Below are 21,167 nucleotides of genomic sequence, written 5' to 3' on the forward strand. Positions count from 1 at the left end.
ACGCCCTGGGTTGTGGCGGGACCAAGATTACAAAGCCCCAACGGGGGCGGTCCTAGCGGGTTTTGGGGAGTCTTTCTTAGGGCCGCCCCGTTGGGGCTGGTGTCGGAATCTCCGTAACGAAACCCCAGGCGATGCCTGGGGCTATCTTAGAACTGCCCCGTTGGGGCGTAGGACAGAATAAAAATCAACGTCGCATTTTCCGTGTCAATACCAACCTTTTGACAGTCCAGCGTTAGCCTGGTTGTACGTCGGAATAGTGGCGTTTGCCCAAACAGTTCAAATGCCGAAAGACTCCTGCCGAACTGCTTCATAGCAACCAGGCCCGCCTGAAATCCACCTTCTGATTTCAACCGGGCCTGATTTCGTTTCCTCAGCGTGATGCGGCGAACTTGGCGGGTGGGCTACTCAGCCTTCACCGGGCGGCCGAAGAAGACCGCTCGATCGATGTGGAAGATCCCCGTTCCTTCCAACCCGATTTTGATGTAACTGGCCACCGTGCCCTCGGGAAGCTCCACCTGCCACTCGGCCTGCGGCGACTCGCTCTTCCAAACTCGGGTCCATTCTTTGCCGTCTTTCGACGTCCACATGGCCAAGCCCTTCGCTCGGTCGTGGAACTCCTCGTCGCGACGGTTCGTGATGGTGCCGCGAACCAACTCCGCTGGCTTTGCCAACCGAAGAATCACGGCTGGATCCGTTGCGGGTTGTTTCGAGTGCACGGCAAAGCGATCTTGGCGAACGCCTTCACCACTGAACAGGTGCTGGGCTTCGCGGTTCCACACGGCAGGCCAATCGCCGGGCACACGGATCATGGAATCACGAGTCACCTCGATCAGATCGCCGTCCTTGCGAAGCGGGTAATCCGTGTTGGGATTGGTCGCGATCCAGTTGCCACCCAAGAACGCCAACAGATCCAGGAACTCACCCGGCGCAACCGTCTCGGTCAAACCTTCGGGCATGCTGCTGGCCTTCATCGGTTTGCGAATCTCGATCTCTTCTTTGTCGATGACCTTGATCTTGCCATCGGCGATCCCGAGCGAAATCGTTTCCTCGTCTTCCTTCAAAATGAACCCGCCAATCGCCTCGCCGTCGTACGTCAAAATCATGACGGTCTCGTAACCCTTGGCGATTTCCTCGTTGGGCCAAACGATCGATCGGATGATGTGCTCCTTCGTCATCCGTTCGCCGATCGTGGTCAACTCCGGACCAAACTCCTTGCCAATTTTCCCGTGCAAGTGACACGCGGAACAAACACGTTCAAACACCTTGGCACCGGTTTGGGCGTTCCCGCGAGAGGCGGCGACCACCTTTTGAAGTGCAACCGCTTGGTCTTCCGGCTTGGCATCCACATCGGCCAAAACTTTCAAAGGCCGATACACCTCCGCGCCGGGACCGGTCGCGATTTTATATTCCTTCAGGTACTCCGCCGCCTTGGGTGGCAAGGAAGCGATCAGCTCTTGGATCTCCGGCGATTCACCATCCCAATGCGTCGACAACGCTGACATGGTGTGTTCCAAGACATACTGAATCCACTTGTCGGCGGGCCGCTCGACACCGGCCAGGGCCACTCGAACGCCAACGGGATGATCCATCAAACTGGCGGCTCGCAACGATTCCAGCCGAACGCGGGCGTGTTTGTCTCGCCCTGCTTCCAGCAAGAACTGAACGAAGGGCAAGTCCACCGACAATTCAATCTGATCGCCGGAGTTCGCTTGTTCGTTTCCGGACAAGAAACGCCATTCGTTGCCAACAACATGGGTCGCGGCGGCACGCTGCTGGAAATTGCCTTCCGCCAGAACCTTTCTCGCAAGATCCAAGTCCACGTTGTGGAACGACTCTTGCACCCAGAGGACTTCGAGCGCAGCTTCGGGGGTTGGATTGTCTTGCAACCATTGCTTCGTTGCCGCAACGACTTCCTCCACGGGGCGGCCACGCAAAGCACGGCGGGCGCGGTATCGAGTGCGAGTTTCGTACGCCAGCAATTGATCCATGACCTCGATGGTCGGCAGATCCGCCTGCGTCACCACGTCCAACAGCGGTCGCTCTTTGTGACGGAGCCGATAGATGCGGCCGTGTTCATGGTCGCGGTTCGGGTCACGCTGGGAGTACTGCATGTGTCCGATCAGAGCGTTGCACCAATCGCCAAACCACAACGCTCCATCGGGACCAATCTTGGGATCAACGGGACGGAAGAACATGTCCGTGCTGACCAGCAAATCATCGGATCGTTCGCCGGTCAAACCCGCCTCGTCCTCTTGGTCGCGAAGTTCGAACGAAGGCATCCCGTGCATGTTGATCACGCACGCGTAGACCAACCGATTGCGAAACTCTTCGGGAAATTGACGCGTGTGCAGGATTTCATTTCCAGCGGCCGGGCGAATCCCATGGTTGTTGAAAATCGGTTCCAGCGTTTTTCTCGAAGGGACTTCGCCGCCCGACAAGGCGTTGGTCCAGTGATGCTGGGCGTTGGTCCCGTCCCCAATGATGCCGTTGCCATATTGATCAAAGACCAGGCACCAGGGGTTGTACTGGCCGGGGGTTCGGAAGTGCGTCAAACGCTGACTGTCCAAATCCCACACGTAGCTGCCCGAAGCCCCCGCTTCTCGAACGGGTCCCCAAGGGGTTTCAACCGTCGTCGACATCGCGATGCCTTCCTGCATGTGCAGTCGTCCGCCGTTGGAATATTCCCAAGCTCCCATCGCATGGTGAGTGTCATCGGTGCCGATCCCGTCCAGCACGTGGGTGACTTCGTCGGCCACGTCATCGCCATCGGTGTCCCGTAAAAACAGGATGTGTGGCTCGTCGATCACCAACACACCGTCTTGGTAAAACTCGAAACCGGTCGGACAGATCAGCTTGTCATAAAACGGCTTGCACACATCCGCTTTGCCATCACCGTCGGTGTCTTCCAAGATCAGCAAACGATCGCTCGGGCGGCTGCTGCCGGGCAACCACTGCGGGTAGTTGACCATGCACGACACCCACAATCGGCCGCGTTCATCGAATGCGATTTGCGTCGGGTTCGCCAGTTCAGGAAAGTCCTTTTCACTGGCGAAACATTCGACCTCAAAACCGTCGGGAATCTCCATCTGCGAAATGGACTGCTCCGGCGTTGGGTATTCCAACGTCTTGGGCTCACGCATTTCGCGAAAGCCATCGTCGCGAGAACCAAACATGGTTTCGGGGATGAAGACTTCGCCGGTTTTCGAATCATCGACCTCTTCCGGCACATCGCGGCCGGCGGCCATGTCCCACAGGTACCGATCGCGAACCGAGACCATCTTGCGAATCTTTTGGAACTCACCTGGGAAGGTTTCGGTGTCCCACGTGCGACGTCCACCGTAGACATACCAACCGTTCAGCATGCGGTAATCTTGTTGGTGCAACCAAGCCTTGTCGTTGACGACTTGCCGCATCGCTTCAAAACGTTCCGCGCCCACCGCAGGTCCCGCGCCGGCAAACAAACCGGCGTCGATCAACAACGAAACCGCTTCGTCTCCGGCTTCGTTCAGGTGCAATCCGTTGGTGGTGTACTGGCACCCAGGTTGTTGCTGGAACAACTCAGCGGTCGGCGTGAACACATCGACAACGGTCAACTCACGTTGCTTGCCAACTCGTTTGACGGCATCCGCGTAGGCGGCCAAGTAACGGTTGTGAAGCAAGCCATCGGGCTGCAACGGGTTGCCGCTGGGTTCGAACGCAATCGGCGTGACCAAAGCGAACTGAATCGGGCGTCCATCCCTGGAAAATTGCTTCGACAATCCATCCAGGTACGCGTGGTAATCGGCCTCGAATTTCGCGATGTGTTCGGCGTCGTCTCCGGCGAACGATTCATTCATGCCGAAGAAGCACAGGAACGCTTGCGGTGCGAAGACCTGGAACGGGTCGTCGATCACCGTGTAGTTGCCCGGGCGTTGTTGGGTCGAAACTTCGTCGGTCGGCCAGCCAAAGTTGCGAACCACCAGCGGGTTCTGGCTGGTTCGCAAATGCAGCATGGTTTCCAAGTGCCCGTACAGGCTCATTCGCTGCGCCGTTCCGTTGCCCACGAAAGCCAAACGCGTTTTGGCAGGCAGCTTGGACGGATCCATGGCAGACACGTTCGTGCTGGCCAACGTCAGAAAAAATGTCCCCAATCCGAACAGCAGTGCGACCCAAGACGACGAGATTCGGGCCTTGTCAAAAGCCGCCCCCCCAGCCGGGAGAGAGGGGGCCCCGTGGCTGGTTTGAGGCCGTGAAAACGCGAGAGGATTCATAGAACGCATCGAAAAAGCGGGGGAGTGGCGGGGGATGGAAGCAAGACGCAACCGTTTGCGGAACGAGAATCGCAATGGAGTCGTACCACGTAAGATCTTACCCGATTCGATTGCCAAGTTGGCAGTGGATTCATTCCTTCCTTCGAGCCCGAATTGATGTTCTTTCGACTTCTCGCTCTCTTGATCGTTGTCCCGTTCGTCGAGCTGGTTCTGCTGCTACGTCTGGCAGATGAGACCAGTTGGTTGACCACATTGATGATCGTGATCATCACCGGGATCATCGGTTCGTACCTGGCTCGCCGCGAAGGACTGGCGACCTGGTTTCGGTTCCAGTCGGCCATGTCGCAGGGAAAAATGCCGAACCGCGAGATTCAGGATGGGTTGATGATCGCGTTGGCAGCCGTGTTGTTGCTGACCCCTGGTTTGCTGACCGACGCGTTCGGATTCACCTTGTTGACGCCACCTGGACGTCGGTTGATCGGTGGATGGTTGCGAAATCGTTTTGCGGGAAGTTTTCGGATGCAAACCTTCGGCGGTGGCGGCCAGCCCGGTTCGGCCAGCAATCCCGCCGCAGAGGACCGCTTTGATCCGAGAACGTTTGACCCACGCCGATCGAGTGCATCGGGGCAGCGTTCCGGCGGTGCGGGCGATACGATTGACTCGCCTCACTTCGAACCCAAACGATCGCCTTCGCCGTGAACTCACCCAACGACCGCGACACCCCACTGACAGACCTTCTTTTTTCCTCCGAGCCGCTTCTGCCCAATCCGGTTGCCGTGCCCCCGGAACTCGCTCCGCTGACTCAGCCCAAGCTGATTGACCTCCGTGAGATCCAGGTCATCTTGCTGGACGTCTACGGAACACTGGTCATCAGCGGCAGCGGCGACGTCGGAACCGCCGACGATGCGAAACACGACGCCGCGAATCGCTGGATTCGCGACGCTGCCACGCAAGCCGGCGTCCAAGATCGGACCGGTATCCCCACGTCCGACCAACTGCGAACCCAAATCGTGGCCACGAACGAGTCCGCTCGTTCGGAGGCGAACCCGAAACCGGAGGTCGACATCCTGGAGATCTGGCGGCGGGTGCTGCAGGCCAACCAACGCGAGGACTTGGCAACGAATCCAAAAATTTTGGCGGCCTGGATTTGTGGCGTCGAAGGACGCTCCAATCCGGTTTGGCCGATGCCGGGGGCGGGCGATGCCTTGATGGCGATGCAAGCGAAGGGGCGCCGCTTGGGGATTGTCAGCAACGCTCAGTTCTACACTCCGTTGATCGTCCAAGATCTGATCGCCAAGCGTTCCCAGGACACAAAACGAGGCACGTCAAGCGATTCGGTCGAAAGAACGATTGCGGGAGATCTGTCATCCGTGTTCGATCTCAACGCGTGCCATTTTTCCTATCGCTATCGAACCGCCAAACCGGGGCCCTTGCTGTTTGAGCGTGCGATCGCGCAGCTCCGTGGCACCGGGATTCTGCCGGAACAGGTTCTCTACATCGGCAATGACATGCTCAACGATGTCTGGGCGGCGAAGCAGTTCGGACTGCGGACAGCACTGTTCGCGGGGGACGGTCGCAGCCTGCGATTGCGGACCGAGGATGCTCGCTGCGAGAAATGTTTGCCTGACATGGTGCTGACACACTGGGATCAGATAGTAGAGTGTTTGTGAGAGAACGTTTCCGCGACGTTCTGCCGCCAGACGAAACACGCAAGAGTGACAGCTACGATGGGCGTCCAAATCGGCTTTGTGGGAACACGTTTCGCCGGCACCGACGGGGTGTCGCTTGAAAGCGCGAAATGGGCCCAGGTTCTCTGGGACAATGGCCATGTGAGCCACTGGTACTCGGGCCAGAGCGACCGGGACAAAGCGACCTCGATGGTCGTTCCCCACGCTTACTTCGGCCACCCTGACATCGAATGGATCAACCGCCGCGCGTTTGGCACTCGCACTCGAACGCCCGATGTGACCCAGCGAATCTACACGTTGGCGGACTACCTGAAGAAAACGCTGTACGAATTCACCCGGCGTTTCGATTTGGATCTGCTGATCGTCCAGAACGCGCTGTGCATCCCGATGAATTTGCCGCTCGGCGTCGCGCTGACCAACTTCATCGCCGAAACCGGTTTCCCCACGATCGCTCACCACCACGATTTCTACTGGGAACGCGATCGGTTCAGCGTCTCCGCCGTGACCGACATGCTGTGGATGGCGTTCCCGCCTGCACTGCCACAAATTCAAAACGTGACGATCAACTCGTTCGCGCAAGAAGACCTGTCGCACCGCCGCGGTGTCTCGTCGATTTTGGTGCCCAACGTGTTGGATTTCGAAAACGAGCCCCCGCAAGCCGACGAGTACTCGTCGCACTTCCGCGAAGACATCGGGTTGGAAGAAGACGACATCCTGTTCCTGCAGCCCACCCGCGTGGTGCCTCGCAAAGGCATCGAGCACGCCATCGCCTTGGTCGCGGCGCTGAAGAACGACAAATGCAAACTGGTGATCTCCCACGCCAGCGGTGACGAAGGCAACGAGTACCTGCAAGTCCTGATGGATTTGGCCGAAAGCAGTGGCGTCGATCTGCGTCTGTGCGATCATCAAGTTGGCGACAAACGTGCGATCGATGCTGACGGCAATCGCATCTACACGTTGGGCGATGCGTACGCGCAAGCCGACTTCATCACCTACCCGAGTATCTACGAAGGGTTCGGCAACGCACTTTTGGAAGCGTTTTATTATCGCAAACCGTTGTTGGTGAATCGTTATTCGATTTACGTCGCCGACATCGAACCCAAAGGTGCCAAGGTCATCTCCATGGATGGCTACCTGACGAAGGACGTTGTGTCGAAGGTGGAGCGGATCATCCGCGACAAAGCGTTCCGAGATGAGATGGTCGATTTCAATTATGAGATCGGCCGTGCATTCTTTTCCTACGGGGTGCTGCGGCGGAAACTGCGAGCCCTCGTGACCAACTTCACCGGACAGGACAACTTGTGAGCTCAACCATCGACGACGTCACTCGGTCACGGATCACCGATGTGTACGGGCACGTTTCCGACGTGCTCGCCGAAGGTTTGCAACGGTGCTTTGATCGATCCAACCATCCGTCTCCGCCGGCCGAACTGTGGGATCATCGCGATGTCGTGATGATCACCTACGCCGATCAAATTCGCGAATCGGGCAAGTCACCGCTCGACGCCCAACGGCAATTCTTGCTGGATCACAACCTCGATGAGTTGATCCGCTGCGTTCACTTGCTGCCCTTTTGCCCGTCCACGAGCGACGATGGTTTCTCCGTCGCGGATTACTTGGCCGTTGATCCTGAATCCGGCGACTGGGACGACATCCAGCGGTTGGGCGAACGCTTTGATTTGATGTACGACCTGGTGCTCAATCACTCATCGCAACAACACCGTTGGTTCCAAGGCTTCCTGAACGACGAACCGGAATACAAAGACTTCTATTCCACCGCCAATCCATCGGAAGATCTTTCGAAAGTCGTCCGGCCGCGTAGCTTGCCACTGCTGACGGAATTCGATTCCGCCTCGGGCAAGCGTTACGTTTGGACCACATTCAGCGCCGATCAAGTGGACCTGAATTACGCCAACCCGCGTGTCATGTTGGCGATGCTGGAAACGTTGGTCGAATACGCTCGCCGAGGTGCCCGCATCATTCGGCTCGATGCGATTGCGTTTCTATGGAAAGAGATCGGCACGTCGTGTTTGCACCTGCCACAAACCCACGCTGCGGTCCGCTTGATGCGACACGTGCTCGATGTTGCCGCACCGGGAACCATCGTGCTGACTGAAACCAATGTGCCTCACGCCGAGAACATCTCGTACTTTGGCGACGGCACCAATGAAGCCCACATGGTGTACCAGTTCAGCCTGCCACCGTTGCTGCTCGACGCGATTCACAGCGGTGACACCAGCGTGCTTCAAAACTGGATGAGCTCACTGGATTTACCCACCGATCAAGTCACGTATTTCAACTTCACCGCGTCCCATGACGGCATCGGGGTTCGGCCCGTCGAAGGCATCTTGCCCGCCGAGCGAGTCGACGCACTCGTTGAGATCGCGAAGGCTCACGGTGGTCGCATCGGAATGCGAACTCAACCCGATGGCTCGCAAAGCCCTTACGAGCTGAACGTCACTTACCTGGATGCGGTGGCTGATCGCACAACCGTGCCAGCGACGGAACATGCCCAACGTTTCTTGGCCACGCAAGCGATCATGTTGTCGATGCGCGGCGTGCCTGCGGTTTACTTCCATTCCTTGGTCGGATCGCCCAACGACATCGCTGGTGTGGAAGCATCTGACATTCCCCGCCGCATCAATCGCCACAAATACGAGCGAGCGGAACTGGAAGCGGCCCTCGCCGATGCCGGTTCCCTGCAGCAACTCGTTGCGGACGGATACCGTCACTTGCTGAGCGTGCGAAAGCAACAAACCGCGTTTCATCCCAACGCGTCGCAGACCGTTTTGGAACTGCCGGCCGATGGCCTTCTCGGGTTTGTGCGACAACGCGATGACGAATCTCCGTTGTGCGTGCTGGCCAACCTGTCCAGCGAAACTCGCCAGATCGAGCCAGCAAACTTGCCGGGCGATTTTACCTTTGACGCCCTGTCGGAGGAGTCGCTTGATCAGAACGCCCCCCTCGCGATGGCTCCGTATCAGGTACGCTGGTTGAAGTCATCTTCCACCGCCTGAACGACTGGCCATGCTAGAGCTGATCTCGTCTTACTCGACTGTTGCCATCGTGGTTGCCGCCTTGGCACACGTGTTCTTTTTCTTCGTATTGGCCATGTGGGCACGGGGGGATCGCAAGAAGATCGTGCAAACGCTGCAACGATTCACGGATTCGCTTCCCAATCGCAGCCGGATGGATCACGACGCTCACCCGTCTGATCAGATCGAGGCATGCTTGGCGGACATCCAAGACGTCTTGGTGGAGCCACCAGGTTCGTCTCATCGCGTGGCATTGAGCCAGCGGATGCGAATCCTGGACGAACGGCGCGACTACTTGCATTCGCTTCGGTTTGAAACAGCATGGAATGTCGCCCGCACGATGATCGAGGCCTACCCGCTGGCGGGTGTGCTGGGGACGATCCTCGCCATCGGTGCCGCGCTCGCTTCCGATGACCAGGCCTCCGTGGGCGTGATCGTGACACGCTTTGGTGACGCCATTTGGTCGACGTTCGCAGGCTTGGCTGCGGCAATCACGTTGATGCTGATCAACAGTTTTGTCGAACCTGGATTTGCCAAGCTTTCGGAGAACCGTTTGCACGTTCGCGAAACGGCTTCGAAAGCCAAACGCGAACTCGGGCCCGCGGACCGCGTGGATCCCAATGCGATGCCAACCACGCCCGCCATGGAAGCGACGACGTGAACGAATCGGCGTCCCCTGCCAACGAGAACGATTTTCACGCCGCCAGCATTGGGCGTCGGCGAATTCGGTTTCAATTGACACCGCTCATGGATCTGTTGCTGATCATCGTCTTCGCTCAGTTCATGGAGATGCGCGAAACATCCCAAGAACAGACGCGGGAGATCTCGCAAGAGCGTCAAGCACTGCTGGATGAGCAAGCGACGTGGCGAGCCGAGCGTGACCGCGCAGTCGCCGAACGCAACATGGCTTTGGCAACGCAGCAAGCCAACACACAAGACGTCGGCCGCGCGATCGAGATGCTGCGTGGATGGCTGAACCTCGACGCGGATGAATCCCAAGCAACTATCTTGCGTCCGGGCACCGATTCGCAAGACGTCATCGCACGCGCGATCGAACGTTCGCGGCAGCTTGCCTCCGCCGACCCCAACACGCTGATTCGTTTTTTGGTCGGGCACGACGAACTGCTCAAACGAGCCGAAGTCTGGACCGTTCACGCTCGCGAAACGGGCGACGTTGTTTTCGAGGCTTCGGGACACACCGAAACCTTCCGCTTGGAAAGCCAACGGCAATCGCAACGCACCCAAGAAATCGCCGATCGACTGTTCGCCGCCTACAAACAGACCCCGCAACCCAAGGGTCTCATCGTGGTGCTCGTTTCCTACGCCCCGCGAAGCGTCGCCGGGGTGTACCAACCGTTGATCGATGCCATGCCCGCTACACTGGAACGCTTGCGAGCCGACACGCCGACCAGCCGTTTCGAATACACCGTTCTCGGTGCGGCTCAGGCACCTGAACAGACAAATGAGATGGACGCTGCAGAACCGTCCACGGAAACCGAAAACCTCACCCCACTTCAGGGAACCCCAGACGATGCGTAAACGAATCCCGCTGGCTGTTGGTGGTGGAATCGCACTGTTGATCGCCAGCCAATTCTTGGACTTCGGACTGGGTTTCCAAAGCGGCCAAGCCCCCTCCGTTTCAACCAACCCCGATGGGTCGTCCTCGATACTGGATGCGATTGTCGCTTCGGAAGAAGACAGCCCCGAAGAAGTGCAAACGGAACCTGAAACCGAATCCCCCCTGCCGCTGCTCACACCCGAGATCGTTGACGTCTTGATCGACGGGGAAAGCTACCTCGTGATCACCAATGCGAGTCATCCCGAACAACGCAACGCGTTGGCACTGGAGGCCTTGCTCTCAGCGGTTGACGCTGCCCCCGGTGATGCCAGCGGCATCAAAGTTCGAATCAGCCGCACGCCTTCGGCGATCGCGATGGCCGAGGAGTTCCTGCTCGAACAGCTTCGCCAATCCGGCTTGGACGAAGACGAAATCGACCGCCGTCGTCAGCTGGTTGAACTGCCGCTCGACGAAGCCATCAGCGACACAACCGAACCAAGTCCATTGGTTCCTTCCAACGAAACATCCCCGCCCGCCGAAACGCCATGATTCGTTTCGGCAATTGTTTTTGTACCGCCGCATTCCACGAAGCACGACGAGAATGACAACATGACCGTTTTCCGACGCAACGCCCGACTTCGAAAGGCACTGGCGACGCTCCTTGCCGGCCTTTGCATCAGCTCACTTTCCCAACCCGCCACGACGGCGGACGAACCCACCGATTCGAGTTCCCGCATGAAGTTTGAGTATCCCGTCAGTCGTCTTGACGAGGTTGTTGACAACTACCACGGCCGCGAAGTGGCGGATCCATATCGTTGGTTGGAGGACGTTGAGAGCGACGAAACGGCCGCTTGGGTCGAAGCACAAAACAAGGTCACGCAGAGTTACTTGCAGTCTTTGCCGCAACGCGAAACGATGCGAGCCCGATTGGAAGCGTTGTGGGACTACTCTCGCACCGGTTTGCCCGCCAAACGAGGCGACACGTACTTCTACACCTTCAATGATGGGCTGCAGAACCAAAGCGTTTTGTATCGCACCCCCGCCGATGTGCCACCCGCGGACTGGGCAGCCAACCGCGAAGTGCTGCTGGACCCGAACAACCTGAGCGAAGATGGCACCATGTCGCTCGCGTCATGGGTGCCCAGCGAAGACGGCAAGCACCTGGCCTATGCCATCGCCGATGGCGGCAGTGACTGGCGGACCTGGCGGGTGCGTGAGGTGGCCACCGGCAAAGACACCGATGATTTGATCCAGTGGTCCAAGTTCAGTGGCATCGCGTGGACGCCGGATGGCGACGGGTTTTACTACTCGCGTTACGCCGAACCGGCTGAAGGCGAAGAGCTGACCGGGACCAACGACAACCAAATGCTGTACTTGCACCGACTGGGCACGCCGCAGTCGGAAGACCAACTGGTCATGAAACGTCCCGACCATCCCAAGTGGGGTTTTGGTGCCTCGGTCACCGAAGACGGTCGCTACCTGGTGATTTCCAACTGGAAGGGCACGGAACCCAAGACGCAGGTGTTCGTCCAAGACCTGATGGCCGACGACGCACCGGTTCGCGGCTTGATCATGGGCTTTGACGCGGACTACAGCTTCATCGGCTCGGAAGGATCGACGCTGTTCTTCCTGACCGACCATGAAGCCCCCCGTCGCCGCGTGATCAGCTTGGACGTGGCGGAACATGCCGGGCGAACCGACGACAACGTCGATGAACCCGCCGATCGAGCGAACTGGGAAGAAGTCATCCCGCAGAGCGAACACGTTTTGGAACATGTCTCGCTGCTCAGTGGGGTCTTCTTCGCCAACTACTTGGCCGACGCCCTCAACCAAGTCGAACGCTACGCCTTGGACGGATCTCCCATGGGAACGCTGAAACTGCCCGGCAAAGGCTCTGTGGGGGGGCTGGGAGGTCGCCAAGACGCCACCGAGACATTCTTCTCGTTCACCAACTACGTCACGCCACCGAGCATCCACCGCGTCAACGTGGCCACCGGTGAATCGGAACTGGCGATCATGCCGGAAGTCGCCTTTGACGTCAGCCTGTACGTCACCGAACAAGTCTTCTGCACCAGCAAAGACGGCACCCAGGTGCCGATCCTGATCACACGTCACAAGGACGCACCGCTGGACGGCAGCAACCGCACGCTGCTGTACGCCTACGGTGGATTCAACATCTCGCTGACGCCGTCTTATTCGCCTGGCATCGCGGGTTGGTTGGACGCCGGTGGCGTGTACGCCGTCGCGAACCTTCGGGGTGGTGGTGAGTACGGTCGTGAATGGCACGAAGCCGGGATGCAGCTGAAGAAACAAAACGTCTTTGACGACTTCATTGCCGCCGCGGAACACTTGATCGACATGGGCATCACCCGCCGTGAACGCTTGGGGGTCCGAGGTGGCAGCAACGGTGGATTGCTGATCGGTGCCGTGATGACTCAGCGTCCCGACTTGTTCGGGGCCTGTTTGCCTGCCGTCGGCGTGATGGACATGCTGCGGTACCACAAATTCACGATCGGTTGGGCTTGGGTCAGCGAGTTTGGAAGCAGCGATGACGAAACCCAAATCGACAACCTGTTGTCGTACAGCCCGCTGCACAATTTGAAACCTGGAACGTGTTACCCCGCCACGATGGTGACCACCGCCGACCGAGACGACCGCGTCGTGCCCGGTCACAGCTTCAAGTTCGCTGCGGCGTTGCAAGCGGCTCAGTCATGCGACAACCCGACCTTGATTCGGATTGAAACGCGAGCCGGTCACGGGGCTGGCACACCGACCAGCAAGAAGATCGACGAGTACGCCGATCTCTGGGCTTTCTTGCTCGAAAACTTGAAGTGAGCTTGGTGGTTCAGCGGCCTCATCCGATGATGAACGCTGCTTGAACCCACTCGTTTCTTGCAATCGGTTCACGGAATCACTGAAACGTCTCCCGCAAGCTGGCCTGTCCCGCTGCGGAGATGGTTTCAACGCTGCAAACAATCCCCCCACCAACTCTCCTGTCCACCTGTCCAATGCTGCTGCAACAACCCCAAGAATCACCCTACGACTTGAACTTTCAGTTGTTTGGATTCCCGATCCGAATCGCTTGGACGTTCTGGCTGGGCGCGGCTGTGTTTGGATGGAGCTTGGTCCAGCTGTTTGATTCGATGGAAGGCAGCCCCGGCCGCCTGCCATTGCTGCTGCTGTGGGCTCTCTGCATGCTCTTGTCGATCCTGATTCACGAGCTCGGCCACGCCTTTGCCTTTCGCCAATATGGCATCGAATCATCGCTGGTTCTGTACCACTTTGGCGGGCTCGCGGTGCCGCGATCCACGCACAATTACGGCGGTTTTGCCTCCTCGTTTTCGCCTCCGCGGCTCAGCCATGGGGCCGAACTCTGGATCGCTCTGGCGGGGCCACTGGCGCAGTTGGCGTCCGCAGCAGTGGTGGTCGCCGCTGTCAAAGCGATGGGGTTCCGGATCACCGCGTTCGCTTTGATGCCGTATCCACTCGATTCGCTTCCCGGCGTCCTCGAAGGGAACGATTTTGACAGTGTCGGGATGTTCGCGTTGGTCACGTTTTACGTCTGGCCCAGCGTGCTCTGGGCAGTGCTGAACTTGATCCCAGTCTTCCCGCTCGATGGAGGACGAATCATGCGTTCGTTGGTGATGATGGGAGGCGGACAAACCGACACTTGGCTGTGGATCAGCATGATCATTGGTGGGGCCTGCACGATGTACGGTTTCTCATCCGGGAACATGTTCTTGGGCATCCTCTTTTTGTCGTTGGCGGTGGGCAACTACCAAATGATGCAAGGATCGGCGCGTTACTAACACGCACGTCGCGGGGACCTGCTTCGTGGCCGCCTGATTGCCTGCCAGCAAACACACTGCGCAGCGTTTGCAGTGACAAGCAAACAAGCCTGTGTTGATGATGCAGCACGCGTTGGAACGCGCAACGTTTGTCATTCACACCACGTTCCAAGACCGTTTCGCGTGTTCAACGACGTGTTTTTTTGAAACTTTTTTTGCGACGTTGAAACGCTTGTTCGTTGTCTGTTCCAACGAAGCGCATGCAAGCCATGCGGGCAACGCCATGACATGGCGATAACAACACGTTGCGCACGTGCTGTTGCAAAAACGTTGAAAAAGCCAAGCGTTACTGCACTTGTTTGCAAGCAACGCAACAACGTTGATGGGAACGTTGATGCAAACAAGCCACGCAGCGCATCAACGACGAAGCGAAACAACATGCAAAAAATGCGTTTGCCGTAGCAAATTTTGTTAGCGACGCAAGCGGTTTTTTCACGAAAACATGTTGCGGAATCCAGCGAAGCGCGTACAGTTACGCGCATGTACTAACGATCGTTTTTGTTTGCAAGGTCGATGAGGATCATCGAAGCGGATAGAATCGATCACCATCGATTGTTGTTGAGCCGTGGCCGGTGACTTGCAATCAACTTTGACAACGAAGACGTCGACGCAATCGCGCTGACTGAATCGATGTCACAGCTCGCAAGTCACAATGACTCGACAACAGTTCCTTTCTCGCGGAGGAAGAACGTGGCCAAGAAAAAAGCAACCAAGAAGACTGTCAAGAAAGCTGCTAAAAAGAGCGTGAAGGCTGTCAAGAAGACCGCTCGTAAAGCAGTCAAGAAGAAAGCCGTCAAAAAGAAAGCCGTGAAGAAGGGCGTCAAGAAAACCGCTCGCAAGGCGACCAAAAAGAAGGCTGTGAAGAAGAAAGCCGTCAAGAAGGCAGCCAAGAAGAAGGTCGCCAAAAAGAAGGCAACCAAGAAGAAAGTTGCCAAGAAGAAGCGACGCTAAGCCAGACTGATTCGGCGAGCCAACCCGGTTCGCCAATCATTCGCGATTCAAATTTGACAAGCCACGTTGAGCTCCAAGTTGGAGAACGTGGCTTTTTTTATGCCCCAGCTCCATCGAGGGAGCTCGGCTTCAGAGGGCGGCAGCGACCACCGTGCGGCTTCGCGTGGCGCGCAATCAAGCCCCAAATTTTTGCTTCGCCTCAAACGTTGCTTTCCCAACCCACTAAATCGCCGCGGGGACTGGTTTGGCCGCGGCGAGCCGCTTAATTTGGCCTCTGTCAGCTCCTCCATCACCCCTTCCTTGGCTGACTTCCACTGGGCCCCGTCGCCCGTCCGTGCCAACCCAACGGAACCTGCTTGATGTCGACATCCGATTCAAACACCCCCGACCAGCCGACCAGCCCGAAGTATCGTGATCAGCCCGAAGCTACCACGGGAATGCCCGCCGGCATCCCGTACATCATCGGCAATGAAGCGGCCGAACGATTCAGCTTCTACGGGATGCGGTCGATCCTCACCGTCTTCATGACAACGTACCTGCTCAATGCCAGTGGTGAACTGGACCCGATGAGCGATGAAGACGCGAAGTTCTGGGGCCACACGTTCATCATGGCGGCCTACTTCACGCCGCTGCTTGGTGCCTTCCTGGCCGACTGGTTGCTCGGCAAGTACCGAACCATCTTGTACCTGTCCGTCTTGTACTGCCTTGGCCACTTGGCACTCGCGATGAACGAAACCCGATTTGGCCTGGCCATCGGGTTGGGCCTGATCGCCCTTGGCACGGGTGCGATCAAACCATGTGTCTCCGCCCACGTCGGCGACCAATTCGGGACCAAGAACTCGCACCTGCTCGCGAAGGTCTTCGGATGGTTCTACGTCGCCATCAACCTCGGCTCTTTCTTCTCAACCTTGCTAACACCCTGGCTGCTTGACCGGTACGGATCGCAGATCGCTTTCGGCGTTCCCGGCGTGTTGATGGCGATCGCCACGCTGCTGTTTTGGATGGGGCGACACAAGTTCATTCACATTCCACCTCGCGGACCGAGCGTCTTCAAAGATGCCTTCACCGGAATCGGAGGACGGGCGCTGCTGAACCTGATTCCGGTCTATTTGCTAGTCGCCGTGTTCTGGAGTCTGTTTGACCAAACCGCCACGTCATGGGTGATCCAAGCCGAGAGCATGGACAGAAACGTCTTCGGTTTTGAATTGCTTTCGAGCCAAATCCAAGCGGCAAACCCATTCTTGATCCTCATTTTCGTACCCCTGTTCAGCTACGTGCTCTACCCGGCGATCAACCGTGTGTTCCCGCTCACGCCGCTACGGAAGATTTCGCTGGGCATGTTTCTGACCGTGTCTTCCTTCGCGATCATCGCGTTGATCGAACAAAACATTCAAGACGGCGGCACACCCTCCATCGCTTGGCAGGTGCTGGCTTACACAATCCTGACCGCTGCCGAAGTCATGGTGTCCATCACGTGCTTGGAGTTCAGCTACACGCAGGCTCCCAACAGCATCAAGAGCATCATCATGAGCTTCTACCTGCTGTCGGTCGCAATGGGGAACTTCATCGCCGCTGGTGTCAACGCGATTATCTCCAACGCCGATGGCACGTCGAAGCTCCCAGGAGCCACCTACTACTGGTTCTTCGCAGGCTTGATGCTGGTGGCAGCCTGCCTGTTCATCTTCGTCGCTCTGATTTACCGGGGTAAAACCTACATCCAGGATGACGAATCTCTGGATGCCGAATCGACAGCCGAAAGCTCAATGACGGCGTGAACTTCGTGATCGTCTTGAGGATGGGTGGCGATCCACGCGTTTGCCGTGGCGTTCAAACTTGAAGACGACGCGATTCGAGCTCTTGAAAAATTTCGCGAAGACGTTGGACCGAAGCGGGTTTTGTGACGTGTCTGTCAAAGCCCGCTTCCATGGCCATCCGAATGTCTTCGGGTTGCCCGTTGCCGGTCATGGCGATCAGCATGCTGGAATCCAATTCCGACAAGCTGCGAAATTGCCGTGCGAGCTCGTAACCGTCCATGTCCGGCATGCAGATGTCAGAAAAGACAATGTCGGGCTGCAACTCACGAGCGAGCTGAATGCCTTCGGGTGCACTGGGGGCTGAATGCACCTCGTGTCCCATCGCACCAACCAACATCGTGAACATTTTCGCGATCGCGGGGACATCATCGACCACCAACACCCGAAAACGTCGCGTCGGCCTGTCTTCTTCGGCAGTCATTTTTGATTCGTTCGGTTTGGCATCCAAACACGGCAAGTGAATCCGAAACTCGCTTCCCGCCGACGGGTCGTCGCTGTCCACCAACGACACCTTCCCGCCGTGCAACTCGACCAATTGCTTGACCAAGGTCAGGCCAATCCCCAGCCCGCCGCGACTGTCCTTCAACGTCTCATCCACCTGAGTGAACATCTCAAAGATGCCCTTGCGGTGTTCTGGTGGGATGCCAACCCCGTTGTCCTTGACCGCGATTTCCACCTGGCCATCGACCTGTCCGCATGAGATCTCAATGCGACCGCTCGGCGGTGTGTACTTGCACGCGTTGTTCAGCAAATTGGTCACCACCTGAGTCAATCGCACGTAGTCGCCATGCACGTGGAGAGATTGCTCTGGATCGGTTCGTCGAATCAGTTCATGTCCCATCTCGTTGCACAACGATTCCACCGCTCGGCAAGAATTGGCAACGATGTCGTGAATCGAAACCGTTTCCCGCTGCAAATCGATGCGTCCCCGCGTGATCCGCGAAACGTCCATCAAGTCATCGATCAATCGCACCAACTGGTGGACTTGGCTCTCGAGAACGGTGCTGATCTCGTTGACTTGGTTCGGGTCGGTCGCTGCGAAACGCAGCAGATCGACGGCGTTGCCGATCGGCGTCAACGGGTTGCGCAGTTCATGAGCCAACAAAGCGAGGAAACGATTCTTGCGTTCGTCCATCTCACTGAGCAACGCCTTCTCATTCTGCAATTCACGAAACAACCGTTCGCGTTCGAGCGTGTCTGCGTGTGATTGCGTGACATCATCGATGATCAGCAGAATTCGATCCGAGTGCCCGTCGTACCGGTGCAACGAAACGGCGGAAACATTGACGTGCACCGTTCGCCTTTCACCATTGGCATCCTCGCCCTTGGCACGGTATGTGTCCACGCAGCGGAACACGCTCCCGTCGCCCACCGCGTCTCGAATTCGCTGGCACTCGTCCAGTTTGTGATCGGGAATGATCGGCAGCGGGTACCCAAGCACCTCGGCACTGGTCCAACCGAAGATGGCTTCGGAAGCTTCATTCCAAAGTTCCACACGTCCATCGGTATCGATGACGATAACCGACAGCGGCGACGCTTGGATCATCGTTTGGAACATGCGAGCGTGATCGCGTTCCCGCTCCGCTGCGGCGATCAATTCGATCTCAGATTCGACCGACGCCGACAGCTCTCGCAGCGTTTCCAGCTCGTCTTCGGTCCATTCACGTGGAACGACATCGACGACGCAAAGCGTGCCGAGCACTTCCCCTGATCGCGTTCGAATGGGAAAGCCGGCGTAGGAAACGATCCCGTACTCTTCGATCGCCGGGTGCGAAACGACACGAGGATCGACGCGAGCGTCTTCGATCAAGAAAAGCTCGCCCGCACGCACCGTCAACTTGCAAAACGAGTGACTCAGCGGCGATCCACGCAGCGTCGCGAGCGGTTCCGGCAAACCAACACAGCTTTTGAAGAACTGCCGATCTTCCTCGATCAAGGTGACCACCGAGGCGGGGCATTTCAGCAAGCGGGCCGCCAAGCGAGTGATCCGATCGAACGACTCTTCGGCGGGACTGTCCATCAACGACAGACTTCGCAGGGCCTTCAGCCTCAGTGGATCTGCGATTGGGTCAGCGGATCGATTCATCGATGCTTTCGTGGCAGTTCGCAACGTCGTTTGATAAAAAAGGGGGACGGTTCCAAGACACGTCCCCCTCAACTCATACCGCATCGATCTTAACTGCGTCCCTTCGCTTTGTCGCGGGGCAACCTTGGGTCACCACGGATGACCGCCTGCGAACGATCCAACCACTTCCGATTTGTCTTTCAGGGCGTTGGCATCGCCACGCCTTCTGGCAAGAACGTCACCTCGCGGTCGTTCGTGACCTTGGGTCCCTCGGTGCTGCGGCCCGAATCAACGTAGTCGTTCAGCAATCGCAGCAACGAATCCACGATTTCAGGGTTCTCCTTCGCGACGTTGGATCTCTCGGATGGATCCGCTCGCAAATCAAACAGCTGCATCGGCGGAAGCCCATTCTGCTTGGCTTTGGGCTCACGGGGGTCACTCCAGCCGCCGCTGCCGCGTGACAGACAGAGCTTCCATTGGCCGCGACGGATCGCGAACGAACCACCGATGCTGTGACTGACCAAAGCTTCGCGATCCGACGCCTCGTCGCCACCGAAGACGCCTGTCAAATCAAAACCGTCTTCACCGCCGGTCGCTTCCCGTGGTTGATCCGTGATCGACTGCAATGTCGCGTACACATCCGTCAAACAGGTAAGCGCGTTGGTGGTCTTGCCCGCCAGGACCTTCCCCGGCCATCGCACGATGAAAGGCACGCGGTGACCGCCTTCGTAGATGTCCGCTTTGTGCCCCCGGTAACCTGCACTCGGATCATGCCCGTGCTCGGCGAGCGCACCAAAGTTGGCTTCCGGTGAACAACCATTGTCGCTGGTGAAGATCACCAGGGTGTTCTCCTCGATGCCTGCCTTGGAAATCGCATCAAGCAGTTGCCCCATGTGGTGATCCATCTGCATCACAAAATCCGCGTACGGGTTCATCCCACTGGCGTCTTTGAATGGCGGCACCGGAACGATCGGCGTGTGCGGGGCAGGAAGCGGCAGATACAAGAAAAACGGCTTGTCTTCTTTCACGCGTTCTTCCACATAAGCAATCGACTTGTCGAACAAATGCGGCAACACCTGCTCAATCTCAAAGTCATCTCCAATCGGACCGTTGCGATACCAGCCGTAGCGATTCTCTTTCTTCGTCACACCTTCTTTTCGAGTCGGCACACTGGTTGGCTTGCCGGTGTCCACCCAAACGTAAGGAGGCATGTCCAACGACCCGCAGTGACCGTAGTACTGATCAAAACCGTTGTTGTCGGGACCGTTCAAAACCGGCTTCGAGAAGTCAATCTCTTTGCCGTCTTTGTGCCAATCCCAACCGAGGTGCCACTTGCCAATCATCGCCGTGTGATAGCCGGCACCTTGCAACAAGTGCCCCAACGTTGCTCGGTCACCTGGGATCAAGTGCTCGCTGGTTCCACTCAAAACGCCCTTGGCCAATCGCGAACGCCAGTTGTAACGCCCGGTCAACAACCCGTACCGGGTCGGCGTGCACACGGAACTGGGCGTGTGAGCATCCAAGAATGTCAGCCCCTCGTCAGCCATCTGCTGCAATCGCGGTGTCTTGATCTTGCAGTCCGGATTGGTCGGCGAGACGTCGCCGATGCCCAGGTCATCCGCCATCACCAAAATGATGTTTGGACGAGCCGCAGAATCCTCCGCACGAACTTGCGTCGCCCCCACGTCCATCAGAGAGGGAACAGCAACAACCGCGGAAACAACAAACCATCGCAACCAATTCATCAGTAGCCAATCAGTCAGAGTGTGGAAGGAAAAAGGGGATCGCACATTCTAGACACGAAGCATTCTGATGCAGAAAGCTTCTCGTGAGATCCCGCGTGGTCCCACAAGCTACCAAAGAAACGGAGGTGTTCATTCAAAACGGTTCCACAAAGCTTCCTCCCAACCTCACGTCGCCACCGAATGCGTCACACCCAAAACGAAATGCGACAACGC

The 21,167-nt window shown here is 57.6% G+C and carries 15 protein-coding genes; 11 read left to right on the top strand and 4 right to left on the bottom strand.

Going from position 1 to position 21,167, the window contains the following annotated elements; translation table 11 throughout:
* Positions 1-401 precede the first annotated feature (401 nt).
* A complete protein-coding gene (locus PSR62_RS24420) occupies positions 402-4,085 on the bottom strand; it encodes a PVC-type heme-binding CxxCH protein (RefSeq protein WP_274408296.1) in 3,684 nt (1,227 codons plus the stop codon).
* Between the two features lie 321 nt (positions 4,086-4,406).
* Here PSR62_RS24420 and PSR62_RS24425 point away from each other — a divergent pair, with 321 nt between their 5' ends.
* From PSR62_RS24425 to PSR62_RS24465, 9 genes are all read left to right on the top strand, one after another.
* Positions 4,407-4,949, top strand: a complete 543-nt coding sequence (locus tag PSR62_RS24425; RefSeq protein ID WP_274405567.1) for an FxsA family protein — start codon at positions 4,407-4,409, stop codon at positions 4,947-4,949.
* Positions 4,946-5,920 carry an HAD family hydrolase gene (locus PSR62_RS24430; RefSeq protein WP_274405568.1) on the top strand — a complete coding sequence of 325 codons (975 nt, stop codon included), beginning with the start codon at positions 4,946-4,948 and terminating at the stop codon, positions 5,918-5,920. Before PSR62_RS24425 ends, PSR62_RS24430 begins: the two co-directional genes overlap by 4 nt.
* Before the next feature lie 45 nt (positions 5,921-5,965).
* A complete protein-coding gene (locus PSR62_RS24435) occupies positions 5,966-7,243 on the top strand; it encodes a glycosyltransferase family 4 protein (protein WP_236696132.1) in 1,278 nt (425 codons plus the stop codon).
* Entirely contained in the window at positions 7,240-8,955 is a 1,716-nt protein-coding gene (locus PSR62_RS24440) for an alpha-amylase family glycosyl hydrolase (protein ID WP_274405570.1), read from the top strand. Before PSR62_RS24435 ends, PSR62_RS24440 begins: the two co-directional genes overlap by 4 nt.
* A 10-nt stretch (positions 8,956-8,965) precedes the next feature.
* Positions 8,966-9,634: a MotA/TolQ/ExbB proton channel family protein gene (locus PSR62_RS24445; RefSeq protein WP_274405571.1), complete on the top strand. Its 669-nt coding sequence runs from the start codon at positions 8,966-8,968 to the stop codon at positions 9,632-9,634.
* A complete protein-coding gene (locus PSR62_RS24450) occupies positions 9,631-10,512 on the top strand; it encodes a hypothetical protein (protein ID WP_274405572.1) in 882 nt (293 codons plus the stop codon). The genes PSR62_RS24445 and PSR62_RS24450 overlap by 4 nt, the downstream gene beginning before the upstream one ends.
* A complete protein-coding gene (locus tag PSR62_RS24455; protein WP_274405573.1) occupies positions 10,505-11,080 on the top strand; it encodes a hypothetical protein in 576 nt (191 codons plus the stop codon). The genes PSR62_RS24450 and PSR62_RS24455 overlap by 8 nt, the downstream gene beginning before the upstream one ends.
* Positions 11,081-11,140: 60 nt before the next feature.
* Entirely contained in the window at positions 11,141-13,366 is a 2,226-nt protein-coding gene (locus PSR62_RS24460; RefSeq protein ID WP_274405574.1) for a prolyl oligopeptidase family serine peptidase, read from the top strand.
* A 173-nt stretch (positions 13,367-13,539) separates the two neighbouring features.
* Positions 13,540-14,340, top strand: coding sequence for a site-2 protease family protein (locus tag PSR62_RS24465; RefSeq protein ID WP_274405575.1), 801 nt, complete (start codon positions 13,540-13,542; stop codon positions 14,338-14,340).
* 131 nt (positions 14,341-14,471) lie between these two features.
* Here PSR62_RS24465 and PSR62_RS24470 read toward each other — a convergent pair whose 3' ends face one another.
* Positions 14,472-14,861 carry a hypothetical protein gene (locus PSR62_RS24470; RefSeq protein WP_274405576.1) on the bottom strand — a complete coding sequence of 130 codons (390 nt, stop codon included), beginning with the start codon at positions 14,859-14,861 and terminating at the stop codon, positions 14,472-14,474.
* Between the two features lie 208 nt (positions 14,862-15,069).
* Between PSR62_RS24470 and PSR62_RS24475 the strand changes: the two genes are divergently transcribed.
* Both PSR62_RS24475 and PSR62_RS24480 read left to right on the top strand, forming a co-directional pair.
* On the top strand, positions 15,070-15,330 hold the full coding sequence (locus tag PSR62_RS24475) for a hypothetical protein (RefSeq protein WP_274408335.1): 261 nt from the start codon (positions 15,070-15,072) through the stop codon (positions 15,328-15,330).
* A 359-nt stretch (positions 15,331-15,689) separates the two neighbouring features.
* Positions 15,690-17,105 (top strand): POT family MFS transporter, encoded by a 1,416-nt coding sequence (locus tag PSR62_RS24480; RefSeq protein ID WP_274405577.1) that lies wholly within the window; start codon positions 15,690-15,692, stop codon positions 17,103-17,105.
* 52 nt (positions 17,106-17,157) lie between these two features.
* Here the strand turns inward: PSR62_RS24480 and PSR62_RS24485 are convergent, their stop codons facing one another.
* Both PSR62_RS24485 and PSR62_RS24490 read right to left on the bottom strand, forming a co-directional pair.
* Positions 17,158-19,230 carry a hybrid sensor histidine kinase/response regulator gene (locus PSR62_RS24485; RefSeq protein ID WP_274405578.1) on the bottom strand — a complete coding sequence of 691 codons (2,073 nt, stop codon included), beginning with the start codon at positions 19,228-19,230 and terminating at the stop codon, positions 17,158-17,160.
* A gap of 179 nt (positions 19,231-19,409) precedes the next feature.
* Positions 19,410-20,954 (bottom strand): sulfatase family protein, encoded by a 1,545-nt coding sequence (locus tag PSR62_RS24490; protein WP_274405579.1) that lies wholly within the window; start codon positions 20,952-20,954, stop codon positions 19,410-19,412.
* Positions 20,955-21,167: the final 213 nt, after the last annotated feature.

Source organism: Rhodopirellula sp. P2, assembly GCF_028768465.1.
Classification (GTDB): Bacteria; Planctomycetota; Planctomycetia; order Pirellulales; family Pirellulaceae; genus Rhodopirellula.